Origin of the sequence: Terrabacter sp. NPDC080008 (assembly GCF_040702505.1) — a bacterium.
In the GTDB taxonomy this organism is placed as follows: domain Bacteria; phylum Actinomycetota; class Actinomycetes; order Actinomycetales; family Dermatophilaceae; genus Terrabacter.
On sequence record NZ_JBFBLC010000001.1, the window covers coordinates 797,162 to 809,524 of the forward strand.

A 12,363-nucleotide genomic window follows, 5' to 3' on the forward strand; every position below is an offset into this window, starting at 1 on the left:
GTGTCGGCCGCAACGCCTGTGCGGCACCTCATCCAGTGGACGCCGGGCCCGTCGGGGCCAGACAGGGCCGTTGGTCCCTACCTGCCGGGACCAACGCGCGGGACCGTGAAGCCATGGCCGAGATGGCAGTTCAGGGCAGCGCCCGCGACCAGCAGATCGAGCACGTCCCGGCTCTGCCGCCGCTCGTCGGCGACTACGCGACACGGCGGCGGGCCTTCAGCTGGGAGGCCGCGCGCGAGTGGCTCGAGGGCGACGCCGAGGGCCACCTCAACATGGCGCACGAGGCCGTCGACCGGCATGCCCACGGTCCCCTCGCCGACACCGTCGCGATCCGCTTCCTCGACCGGGCCGCGCCGACGACCGAGCTGACCTACCGGCAGCTGGGTGAGCGCAGCGACGTCGTCGCGACCGCCCTGCGACAGCTGGGAGTCCGGCCCGGGGACCGGGTCTGCACGCTGCTGCCGCGCTCGCCCGAGCTCTACCTCACCGTCCTCGGCACCCTCAAGGCCGGCGCCGTCTACTGCCCGCTCTTCCCCGCCTTCGGGCCCGAGCCCGTCGCACAGCGGCTGCGGCTCGGACGCGTGCGCGTGCTCGTCACCGACGCGCTGTCCTACGCGCGCAAGGTCGCCCCGCAGCGAGACTCACTGCCGGACCTGCAGCACGTGCTCCTCATCGACGCCGGTCGACCCGGCGCCCCTGACGCTCTCGAGGGCACGACGGCGTGGTCGGCGGCGCTGGCAGCCGGCGAGGCGGCATACGACCCGGCGACGTTCGCCGTCGCGCCCACCCACGCCGACGACCCGGCGCTGCTGCACTTCACGAGCGGCACGACCGGCCGGCCCAAGGGCGCCGTGCACGTGCACGAGGCGATCCTCGCCCACCACGTCACCGCGGAGTTCGCGCTCGACCTGCGACCCGGCGACGTCTACTGGTGCACCGCCGACCCCGGCTGGGTCACCGGCACCTCCTACGGCGTCCTCGGGCCGCTCAGCTGCGGCGTCACGATCGTCACCGACGCCGCCGACTTCGACGCGCGGCGGTGGTACCGGATCCTGCAGGACGAGCGGGTGACGGTCTTCTACACCGCCCCGACCGCGCTGCGGATGCTGATGCGTGCCGGGGCCCAGTTGGCGCGCGAGCACTCCTTCCCGGCGCTGCGCCACGTCGTCAGCGTCGGCGAGCCGCTCAATCCCGAGGCCGTCGTGTGGGGGCTCGAGGCGTTCGGCCTGCCCGTCCACGACACGTGGTGGCAGACCGAGACCGGCGCCATCATGGTGAGCAACTTCCCGGGTATGCCGGTGCGCCCGGGCTCGATGGGACGACCCGTCCCCGGGGTCGACGTCGCCGTCCTCGCGCAGGGGCCCGACGGGCGCGCCGAGGTGGTCGAGGGCCGGGTGCGGGTGCTCGGGCCGGGGGAGGTCGGGGAGCTCGCGCTGCGCCCCGGCTGGCCCTCGATGTTCCGCGCCTACCTCGATGACCCCGACCGCTACGCCAAGGCGTTCGCCGACGGGTGGTACCTCAGCGGTGACCTGGCCAGGATCGACGCGGACGGCTACGTGTGGTTCGTCGGGCGCGCCGACGACGTCATCAAGTCCGCCGGGCACCTCATCGGGCCCTTCGAGGTCGAGAGCGCCCTGATGGAGCACCCCGCCGTCGCCGAGGCCGGTGTCATCGGCAAGCCCGACCCGCTCGCCGGTGAGGTCGTCAAGGCCTTCGTCACGCTCAAGGTCGGCTACGAGCCGAGCCCGGCGCTCGCCCGCGAGCTCGTCGCCTTCGGCCGGCACCGGCTCGGCTCGGTCGCGCCGCGCGAGATCGCCTTCGACCAGGCGCTCCCGCACACCCGCAGCGGCAAGGTGATGCGCCGGCTGCTCCGGGCCCGCGAGCTCGGCCTGCCGGAGGGCGACCTCTCCACCGTCGAGACTACGGAGACCAGCGCGGAGCGGTCGTCATGACCCGCGAGCTGTTCCTCGAGCTCTACACGGCGCTGCTGCGCGAGATGCTGCGGATCCGCCGCTTCGAGGAGAAGTGCGCCGAGCTCTACAGCCTGAGCCGGATCCGTGGCTTCCTGCACCTGTGCATCGGCGAGGAGGCGGTCGCGGTCGGGGTCGTCGGTGCGCTCTCGGAGGCGGACGCGATCGTCTCGACCTACCGCGAGCACGGCCACGCGCTCGCGCGCGGGGTGCCGATGGAGTCGGTGATGGCCGAGATGTTCGGGCGCGCGACCGGCTGCAGCGGTGGCCGTGGCGGCTCGATGCACCTCTTCGACGTCTCGCGCCGCTTCTACGGCGGCAACGCCATCGTGGCCGGTGGCCTGCCCGTCGCCGTGGGGCTCGGCCTCGCCGACCACCTGACGGGCGACTCCGCCGTCACCGCCTGCCTCTTCGGCGACGGAGCCTTCGCCGAGGGCGAGTTCCACGAGAGCGCCAATCTCGCGGCGCTCTGGCACCTGCCGGTCCTCTTCTGCTGCGAGAACAACCGCTACGCGATGGGCACCGCCCTGGCCCGGGAGCACGCCGTCACCGACCTCACGACCCGCGCGGCGGCATACGGCATGGTCGCGTGGTCGGTCGACGGGATGGATGTCCTCGCGGTCCGCGAGGCGACCGAGCGGGCGCTGGCCTACGTGCGCGCCAGCGGGCGGCCGTGCTTCCTCGAGCTGCAGACCTACCGCTTCCGCGCGCACTCGATGTACGACCCTGACCGCTACCGAGAGAAGGCGGAGGTCGAGCGCTGGAAGGAGCGCGACCCCATCCCGGCGCTCCGGGCCCGGCTCCTGGCCGAGGGGCTCATGACCGCCACCGACCTCGACCGGTGGCAGGAGCAGGTGGAGCAGGAGGTCGAGGCCGAGATCGCCGCGGCCATCGCCTCGGCCGACGCCGCCCCGCTCGAGCCGGTCGAGGACCTGACCCGCTACGTGACCACGCGCGAGGACGAACCGGGCAGGATCGAGGCGATCTCGTGAACAGGCCCACGACGACGAGGGAGCGGCCGGCGCCGGCACCCGAGGCGCAGCCGCCCAGTGAGGTCACGACGACCTACCGCGAGGCGCTGCGAGAGGCTCACCGGGAGGCGCTCGCCGGCGACCCGCGGGTCTTCCTGATGGGCGAGGACGTCGGCCGCTACGGCGGCTCCTTCGCGGTCAGCCTCGGGCTGCTCGAGGAGTTCGGCGAGGAGCGGGTGCGCGACGCGCCCCTGTCGGAGGCCGGCTTCACCGGTGCCGGCATCGGGGCGGCGCTGCGGGGCCTGCGGCCGATCGTCGAGATCATGACGGTCAACTTCAGCCTGCTCGCGCTCGACCAGATCCTCGACAACGCGGCGACCCTGCGGCACATGTCGGGCGGCCAGCTGTCGGTGCCGCTCGTCATCCGGATGACCACCGGGGCGGGGCGCCAGCTCGCGGCGCAGCACTCGCACAGCCTGGAGGGCTGGTATGCCGCGATCCCCGGTGTGCGCGTGCTGGCCCCCGCCACGCTCGAGGACGCGCGCGGCATGCTCGCGCCGGCCCTAGCCGACCCCGACCCGGTCCTGATCTTCGAGCACGGCTCGCTCTACAACCTCTCGGGCACGCTGCCCGCCGAGCCGGCGCCCGTGGACATCTCGAGCGCCGCCGTCCGCCGGAGCGGCACCGACGTCACCGTCATCGCGTATGCCGGTGGGCTCGGCAAGGCGCTCGCCGCCGCGGACACGCTGTGGGGAGAGGGGATCTCGGCCGAGGTCGTCGATTTGAGGGTGCTGCGCCCGCTCGACGACGCGACGGTCCTCGACTCGGTCCGGCGCACGCACCGCGTCGTCGTCGTGGACGAGGCCTGGCGCAGCGGCAGCCTCGCCGCCGAGGTGTCGGCGCGGATCACCGAGCAGGCCTTCTACGACCTCGACGCACCGGTCGAGCGGGTCTGCGGCGTCGAGGTGCCGGTGCCCTACGCCCACCACCTCGAGGAGGCGGCGCTGCCGCAGGCAGCCGACATCGCGGACGCAGCCCGGCGAGCGGTGGGCCGCCGTGGCTGAGTTCCGGATGCCCTCGCTCGGCGCCGACATGGAGTCGGGCAAGCTCGTCGAGTGGCTCGTCAAGGTCGGCGACCCGGTGCACCGCGGCGACATCGTCGCGGTCGTCGAGACGCCGAAGTCGACCGTCGAGGTGGAGTGCTTCGACTCCGGGACGGTGCAGGAGCTGCTCGTCGAGGAGGGCCAGAAGGTACCGGTCGGCACGCCGCTTGCAACGCTCGGGGCAGGAGCGGGTGCAGCAGCCGAACCTGCGGTGACGTCCGAACCGATGACCGCCGAGCCGGTGGCACCCGAGCCGGTGGCACCCGAGCCGGTGGCGGCCGAGCCGACGGTGGCGTCGGCCCCACCCCTGGTCGGGCACCCGAACGGCGGGGCAGCCCCGACCCGAGTGAGGGTCTCGCCCCTGGCGCGCCGGATCGCGGAGGAGGAGGGCATCGACCTCGCCACCGTCAGAGGGACGGGACTCGGCGGCGTGGTCCGGGCCGAGGACGTGCGCCGGGCCACACGGCATACGCACCCGGCGGTGGTGCGGGAGGCGGAGCAGGCGACCGCCCCGCGCGCCACGCAACCGCCCGCCGTGTCCCCGGTCGCCGAGCGCCCTGCGGCCGACATGCGCAGCAGCATCGCGGCCCTGATGACGGTGTCCAACCGGGAGATCCCGCACTACCACCTCACGCACACCGTCGACCTCGACCGCGCCATCCGGTGGATGAAGGAGCGCAACCGCGAGCTGGAGATGTCCGAGCGCCTCGTGCCGGCGGCACTGCTGCTCGCGGCGGCCGCCCGGGCGGTGCGCGCCGTGCCCGAGCTCAACGGCCACTGGGCCGACGGCGGCTTCCGGCCGGCGACGGATGTCGACCTCGGCCTCATCCTGTCGCTGCGCAGCGGCGGCCTGCTCGTGCCCGTCATCGCGGGGGCCGACCGCCTCTCCGTCGAGGAGATGATGGCCCGCACGAAGGAGCTGACGCGTCGGGCGCGAGCGGGCCGGCTGCGCGGCTCGGACCTGGCCCAGCCGAGCATCTCGGTGAGCAACCTCGGCGACCAGGGGGTCGAGAGCGTGCTCGGCGTCATCTACCCGCCGCAGGTCGCACTCGTCGGCTTCGGCGCCGTCGTCGACAGGCCGTGGGCCGTGGACGGGCTGCTCGGCGTCCGTCCGGTCGTCACCGTGACTCTCGCCGGGGACCACCGGGCCACCGACGGCTCGACCGGGTCGCGGCTGCTCAAGACCATCGACCGGCTGCTGCAGGCGCCAGAGGAGCTCTGAGAGGAATGACCGAGATGACCGAGAGCCCGAGGGCGATGCTCCAGGCCGTCCTGCGCGAGATCGTGCCGGACGCGAGCCTCGAGGGGCTGGGCGGCAGCACCGACCTGCGCGAGACCTTCGAGCTGGACTCCCTCGACTTCGTCGAGCTCGTCGAGCGGCTCGGCAAGCGCGCCGGCTTCCGCATCGAGGACGACGACGCAGACCAGCTGCGCACCATCGACTCCGCGACCGCGTTCCTGGCCCGCGGCTCGGCAGCAGCGAGCCGCTGAGTCCCTGAGCCGCGCAGCCCGTCGGCCGCTGAGCCGTCAGACCGCGGCTCGGCTCAGCGGGCGCCGACCTGCGTCAGGGCCTTGCGCAGCAGCTCGACGAGGGCCTCGAGCTGGAGGGTGTCGCCGGCCGTGACGTCCTCGTCGCTGCCGTCGAGGGCTCGCGCGGCCAGGCCCTGCTTGGCGTCGATGAGCTCGGCGATCTTCGAGTCGATGGTGCCCGAGGCGAGGATGCGCCAAGCGGTCACCGGCTCGTCCTGGCCGATGCGGTGCACCCGGTCGATGGCCTGCTGCTGCTCGGCGGCAGTCCACGACAGCTCCGCGAGCACGACGTTGGAGGCCGCGTGCAGGTTGAGGCCGACACCGGCCGCGGTCAGGGAGCAGACGGCGACGGCCACCTCCGGGTCCTTCTGGAACGCGTCGATGGCCTCCTGCCGCTGCTTCGAGGTCTGCTCGCCGCGCACCGACACGGTGCGCAGCCCGGCCGAGGCGAGCACGCTCTCGGCGGCGTCCATGACGTCGATGTGCTTGGCGAAGAAGACCACCTTGCCGACCGAGTGCGACAGCTGGGCGGCGTAGTCGGCTGCCAGCGTCGCCTTGGCCTGGCCGATGCGGCGCACGAGGGAGAAGACGTTGTCGCCGCCCTTGTCGGGCGAGGCCGACCGCAGCTCGGCGGCAGCCACGCGCCGCATGAGACCGGTGTCGGGCTCGCCGTCCTCCTCGTGGCCCTCGCCAGAGGCGAGCAGGGCCCGGTAGCGCTCGGCAAGGCGGCGTCCGAGCGCGCGCTCGGCCTCGCGGATCGAGCGGCCCAGGTCGTCGTCGAGCTCGACGGTGATGTCGGCGATCCGCTTGTCGGGCAGGTCCTTGGCGACGTCGACCTTGCGGCGGCGCACCATCCCCATGTCGATGACAGCCCGCCTGGCCTCGGGGTAGAAGGCGCGGTCGGCGGGGGTGTAGCCCGTCTCGTCGAGACGGCGCACGATCTCGGCCGACGGCTTGCCGTCCTTGACCCAGCCGAGGAAGCGCCAGATCGCGTCGAAGTCCTTGACGTCGTTGATCAGCGGCGTCCCGGTCAGGGCGATGAGCAGCGGGTTGCCCCCGGGCGTGCCCTCGCGGAGGCGGTCGGCGAGGGCGAGCACCTCCTGGGACCGCTGCGACGTGAGGTTCTTGATGAAGTGCGCCTCGTCGACCACCATCGAGCGGAAGCCGAAGCTGGAGAGCCAGCCGAAGTGCCGGTCGAGGATCTCGTAGTTGACGACGAAGACGTCGGCGAAGGCGTCGACGTCGTTGCCGTCGCCGTGGATGACGGTGACGCGGCGCTGCGGCGTCCACCGCTGGACCTCGCGGGCCCAGTTGATCTTCACGACGTTGGGCACGACGGCGAGCATCGGGTAGGCGTTCGCGATGGAAGCGGCCATGACCGACTGCGCGGTCTTGCCGAGGCCCGGCTCGTCGGCGAGCAGGAACGTGCGGTGCCCCTCCTGCACGCTCTGCAGGAACCGAGACTGGTGGACCATGAGCTGAGACCCCGGCGGCGAGAACCGGTCGATCTCCGGCTTCGGCGGCAGCTCCATCGAGGCCGACTCGCCGCCGGCCCCCTGCTCGAAGGCGCGGTAGAGCGGGCTCAGCAGGTCCCAGCCGGCGAGGCGGCCGGGGAGGTACTCGTCGCGACTGCGCGTCAGGTCGGGGGTGATGAACGGGTTGGCGAGGGCCCGGGAGGGCACGGACTGCGGCAGGACCTGCCGCGCGGCGATCTGCGGCGGGACGACCGGCCGGGCCGGCTCGGGCGCCGTGATGACGAGGTCCTCCTCGGCGAGCTCGGCTCCCGACTCGAGGAGCCAGTCGCGGCGCATCTGCTGGGCAGCAGGACCGGGCTTCGCGTTCGCGTCGAGCAGGGTGAGCAGGCTGGTGTCGCGGGCGGCGACCTGGGCCAGGATCGTGGCGATCCCGTCGAGGCGCTTGAGCAGGTCGGCCCGGGTGGCGGAGGTGAGCGAGGCGTCCTCGCGGACGCGGGAGCGCTCCGAGCGCATCAGCAGCGCCACGACGAGGAACTTGGTGCGGTTCGTCGGGCTCGCCTTGCCCTTGCTCGAGACACGGGCCTCCACCTCGCGGACCCGGCGCGCGAGCACGGGGATGAGCGGCGCGGGGTCGTCCTTGCGAGGGCTCGCCTTGCGCTGCCGCGAGGCCTGTCCCTGTCTCTGGTCCTGCTTGTTGTCCAGACCGTCGGTCGGACGGCGGCGGACGCGCGTTGCCATGTTCCTCCTGATGACGCGGCGGACGTGGAGCGGGGCTTCCCACGACGAGCCCGTGAGCTGGTGATCCAGTGGCACGCTGGCTCGGTGTGGCGGCGGACTCCGCTCGAGTCCCGGTGGACGCGCCATCGCGCGCCCCGTGTCCCGTGCGCCGGACCGGCGGGTGCGCCTGAAGAAGGGCGGTGGGACACCACGACTCTACAGCCCGCGGGAGGCAGGTCGGGCCGTATGCCGTGTGGGCCCACCGGGCGCGCCGCCGGGCCGTGGGGCCGGCTCAGCCCAGGTGGACGCCCACGAGGTCCCCGATGGCGTAGGTGACGCCCATCGCCAGCAGGCCGCCGCCGACGTTGCGCAGGACGGCGCGCGGCACCGGGCTGCGCCCGAGGCGGGCGCTGACCCAGCCGGTCAGGACCAGCGCCGCGGCGACGCTGACGACCGTGACGAGGATGCGCGTCGAGGCGGGGCTGAAGGTGATGGTGAGCAGCGGCAGGACCGCCCCGACGACGAACGCGAGCATCGAGGCGCCGGCGGCGTGCCACGGGTTCGTCAGGTCGTCGGGGTCGATGCCGAGCTCGGCCTCGGCGTGCGCGCCGAGGGCGTCGTGGGCGGTCAGCTCGCGGGCCACCTCGGCGGCGAGCTCGCGGCGCATGCCCTTGGCCTCGTAGATCCGGGTCAGCTCCTCGAGCTCGCCCTCGGGGTCCTCGCGCAGCTCCCGCGTCTCGAGCTCGATGAGTGCGCGCTCGGAGTCGCGCTGGGTGCTGACGGAGACGTACTCACCGGTCGCCATCGACATGGCTCCGGCCGACAGGGCCGCGATGCCGGCCAGCACGATGGCGCCCTTGTCGCTCGTCGCGCTCGCGAAGCCGACGACGACGCCCGCCGTCGAGACGATGCCGTCGTTGGCCCCGAGTACCCCGGCCCGCAGCCAGTTGAGTCGGCTGCCCACCCCTGCACCGTGCGGCTCCTCGGCGGGTTCGGTGCCGAGCGACGGGCTGGGGTCGCCTGAGGCGCGGACCTCGGTCATGGCTGTGCTCCGATCGACATCTGGGGGATGGTCCGATCGTCGCACCCCCCTCATCGGCTGTCACCAAAGGTGAGGCTGTCCTGAGCAGGCGCGTCCCCCCGGCCCCGACGAAAACGGGGCGTCGTATGCGGGCGGCAGCCCCCGGCATACGCAAGGATCGTCACATGTCCGACGTTCGGGGCGTGCGCGGCAGCCAGCCAGGAGAGGACGATCTCTTCCGGTGGATGGTCGCTGCCTCGCCCGACGGGCTGTGGGTCTTCGACGAGCACGGGCGCACGACCTTCGCGAACGGTCGCATGGCCCGGATGCTCGGCCGAGACCCGGACGACATGGTGGGCTTCTCGGTGTTCGAGGCCGTCGACGACGTCGGCAAGCTGCAGTTCCGCCAGCACCTCGACGACCTCGCGACCGAGGGCACGCCGGGCGACAACCTCGAGTGCAGCCTCCTCGACTCCCGCGGCAACCGGTTCTGGGCCCTGGTGTCGCACACCCCGCTCGTCGACGAGGCGGGGGTCCGGCGGGGGTGGATGCACCGGGTCAGCGAGCACAGCGCGCAACGCCGGCTGCTCGACCAGCTCGCCGAGGCCCAGGCGATCGCGCACGTCGGCAGCTGGGAGTGGGACGTCGTCAACGACGAGGTGTCGTGGTCCGCCGAGCTCTCCCGCATCTACGGACTCGCCCCCACGGAGGCCATGCCGACCGTCGAGGCGTTCATCGGCCGGATCCATCCCGACGACCGGCCCGAGGTGACCCGCACCATCCGGGCGGCGCTCGACTCGGAGGACTCGTTCGAGTTCGAGGCGAGGCTGGTGCGGGCCGACGGCGAGACGCGGTGGATCCGGGGCCGGGGCCGCGTGACGCGCGACCCCGACGGGCGCCCGGTGCGCATGGGCGGCACGACCCAGGACATCACGCAGCGCAAGGACGCGGAGGTGGCGCTCGCGATGGTGACCGCCATGGCGACGGCCGCCAACGAGGCGGCCACCCTCGACGAGGCGCTGCCCGTGGTGCTCGAGCAGATCGCCCGGCACACCACGTGGCGACCCGTCCTCGCGTGCCTCGGTGTCGACAGCGGGCTGGGCGAGCCGATGCTGCCGCCCGAGGGTGTCGAGACCAGCCTCCTGCCGGTCGAGACGGGAATGGCACTCGCCACCCGGGCCGCACGGGATCGGGCCGTCGTCGTCGAGCCGTCGTCCGACGGGACCTTGATCCTGGCGGTCCCGGTCGTGGCCCACGACCGGGTGGCCTGCGTCGTCGTCCTCGACATGCGGACGGCTTCGCCGCCCGGCGAGTCGGACGTGGCGGCGATCGACCAGATCACGACCCTCTTCGCCCGGGTCGCCGACCGTGAGCGCACCGCCGAGCACCTTGCGCAGGCGCGCGACGCCGCCGAGGAGGCCTCCCGGGCCAAGTCGCAGTTCCTGGCCACGATGAGCCACGAGATCCGCACCCCGCTCAACGGCGTCATCGGCCTGGCCGAGCTGCTCGGCCGCACCGAGCTGAGCGCCCACCAGCGGCGCCTCTCCGACGGCATCGACCAGGCCGGACGCGTCCTGCTCGCGCTCGTCAACGACATCCTCGACCTGTCGAAGATCGAGGCGGGCCGGCTCGAGCTCGAGTCGGTCGACTTCGACCCGACCGCGGTGCTCGAGGGCAGCGTCGGCCTGCTCGCCGAGCGGTCCCGCGCCAAGTCGCTCGACCTGTCGGTGACCCACGGCCCGGACGTGCCCGCGCTCGTCTCCGGCGACCCGGTGCGCTTCGGCCAAGTGGTCGCCAACCTCACCGCCAACGCCGTGAAGTTCACCGACTCCGGCAGCGTCGTCGTGCACCTCGAAATCGAGCGAGGCGCAACCGAGGAAGACTCGAGCTCGGGCCCCGTCCTGCGGGTCGAGGTGCGCGACACCGGCACGGGCATCACCCCGGAGGTGCGCTCGCGGCTCTTCCGCTCCTTCACGCAGGGCGACTCGTCGACCACGCGTCAGTACGGCGGCACCGGCCTGGGCCTGGCGATCAGCCGGCAGATCGTCACCGCCCTCGGCGGCCGCATCGGCGTGGAGAGCGAGCCGGGGCAGGGCGCCACCTTCTGGTTCACCGCTGCCTTCGAGCCGGCCACGACCGTCGTGCCCGGGCGCGGGGCAGCCTACGCGGCATCCGTCTCCGGGCTGCGCGCCCTCGTCGTGGGGGCGGGCTCCACCCACCGGGAGCGACTCGAGGAGCAGCTGGCCGCGTGGTCCGTGCAGGTCACGACCGCCGCCACCGGCGTCGAGGGCCTCGTCCAGCTCGACCGGGCGCACGGCAGCGGCCGACCGCTCGACGTCGTGCTGCTCGACGACCCCGACACGGGCGACGCGGCCCTGCAGGTCGCGCGGATGATCCGCTCCGACGAGCGCTTCGAGGGCGTACGCGTGGTGCTCGTCTGCGCGAAGCTGCCGCCTCCCGACGCGTCCTTGCTGACCGGCGCCGGTGTCGACGCCGTGCTGACCGCGCCTGTCATGCCGTCGGGACTCTTCGACGCGATGTCCGACGTGGCGGGTCGCCACCTGGCATCCCGCGGACCCGCCGGTGCTGGTGACGGGCGTGCCGATGGCCCTGGGCCGGCGGGCGGTGAGCGGGTCGTGGTGGGTGTGGCGCCACTGGCCGCGACTCGGACCGACGGCGCGCTGGGGACGGTCCTCGTCGTGGAGGACAACGAGGTCAACCAGCTCGTGGCGCAGGGCGTTCTCGAGAGCCTCGGCTACACGGTGCGCCTTGCGGCGAACGGGCTCGAGGGAGTCGCTGCCTACCGCGGCCACGGCGCCGACGTGGTGGCGGTGCTCATGGACTGCCAGATGCCGCGCATGGACGGCTACGCCGCGACCCGGGCCATCCGGGCGCACGAGCCGCCGGGGCGCAGGGTCCCGGTCATCGCGATGACCGCCTCGGCGATCGCGGGGGAGCGGGAGCGCTGCCTGCAGGCCGGGATGGACGACTTCCTCACCAAGCCCATCGACGTGGCCCTGCTCGCCTCGACGCTCCAGCGCTGGGTCCCGTCCGGTGCGGTCGCGAGCCCGGCTGCGACGGACGGCGGCCGGTCGGTGGAGGGCGGCTCGGACGGCAAGGCAGGGCCGGACGGCGGCGCAGAGGTGGACAAGGCGGTGGACACGGCGGTGGACACGGAGGTGGTCTCCGAGGCGGGTCCGGAGGTCGATCCCGAGGTGCTCGACGCGGCGCGGCTCGCCGAGCTGCGGGACCTCGAGCCGGGCGACCCGTCCATGCTGCTGCGGTTCATCGACCGCTTCGGGTCCGGGGCGCGCCAGCGGCTGGACGACCTGAGGGCCGCCCACCGCGCGGGTGATGCCGAGAGCCAGGGGCGGGTCGCGCACGGCCTGAAGGGGTCGGCGTCCAACCTCGGGGCGGTGACCCTGGCCGCGGTGTGCAAACAGGTCGAGGACCTCGGCAGCGACGGGCGTCTGGCCGACGACGCGCTCATGGACCGGGTGGCCGCCGAGGTGGATCGGGCCACGCAGGCGCTGGAGGCCTACGGGGCAGCGCTCCGGTAATCCTGACGCCTTCCGA

Annotated in this window: 8 protein-coding genes; 6 read left to right on the top strand and 2 right to left on the bottom strand. The window is 73.4% G+C overall.

Going from position 1 to position 12,363, the window contains the following annotated elements; genetic code table 11:
• Nucleotides 1-113 precede the first annotated feature (113 nt).
• The 5 genes from acsA to AB0316_RS03750 are packed head-to-tail and all read left to right on the top strand — an operon-like array spanning nt 114 to nt 5,535.
• A complete protein-coding gene (gene acsA, locus AB0316_RS03730; RefSeq protein WP_366270571.1) occupies nt 114-1,952 on the top strand; it encodes an acetate--CoA ligase in 1,839 nt (612 codons plus the stop codon).
• Nucleotides 1,949-2,962 carry a pyruvate dehydrogenase (acetyl-transferring) E1 component subunit alpha gene (gene pdhA, locus AB0316_RS03735; protein ID WP_366270572.1) on the top strand — a complete coding sequence of 338 codons (1,014 nt, stop codon included), beginning with the start codon at nt 1,949-1,951 and terminating at the stop codon, nt 2,960-2,962. The genes acsA and pdhA overlap by 4 nt, the downstream gene beginning before the upstream one ends.
• Complete coding sequence (locus tag AB0316_RS03740) at nt 2,959-4,005, top strand: alpha-ketoacid dehydrogenase subunit beta (protein WP_366270574.1); 1,047 nt, start codon at nt 2,959-2,961, stop codon at nt 4,003-4,005. Before pdhA ends, AB0316_RS03740 begins: the two co-directional genes overlap by 4 nt.
• Entirely contained in the window at nt 3,998-5,266 is a 1,269-nt protein-coding gene (locus tag AB0316_RS03745) for a dihydrolipoamide acetyltransferase family protein (RefSeq protein ID WP_366270576.1), read from the top strand. Before AB0316_RS03740 ends, AB0316_RS03745 begins: the two co-directional genes overlap by 8 nt.
• Before the next feature lie 5 nt (nt 5,267-5,271).
• The gene (locus AB0316_RS03750; RefSeq protein ID WP_366270578.1) at nt 5,272-5,535 is read left to right on the top strand and encodes an acyl carrier protein; all 264 of its coding nucleotides are present in this window, start codon (nt 5,272-5,274) and stop codon (nt 5,533-5,535) included.
• Between the two features lie 53 nt (nt 5,536-5,588).
• Here the strand turns inward: AB0316_RS03750 and AB0316_RS03755 are convergent, their stop codons facing one another.
• Together AB0316_RS03755 and AB0316_RS03760 are read right to left on the bottom strand one after the other, a co-directional pair.
• Nucleotides 5,589-7,787, bottom strand: coding sequence for a DEAD/DEAH box helicase (locus AB0316_RS03755; protein WP_366270579.1), 2,199 nt, complete (start codon nt 7,785-7,787; stop codon nt 5,589-5,591).
• A gap of 271 nt (nt 7,788-8,058) precedes the next feature.
• Nucleotides 8,059-8,808 carry a VIT family protein gene (locus tag AB0316_RS03760; protein WP_366270580.1) on the bottom strand — a complete coding sequence of 250 codons (750 nt, stop codon included), beginning with the start codon at nt 8,806-8,808 and terminating at the stop codon, nt 8,059-8,061.
• A 164-nt stretch (nt 8,809-8,972) separates the two neighbouring features.
• Between AB0316_RS03760 and AB0316_RS03765 the strand changes: the two genes are divergently transcribed.
• Nucleotides 8,973-12,347, top strand: coding sequence for a response regulator (locus AB0316_RS03765; RefSeq protein WP_366270581.1), 3,375 nt, complete (start codon nt 8,973-8,975; stop codon nt 12,345-12,347).
• Nucleotides 12,348-12,363 lie beyond the last annotated feature (16 nt).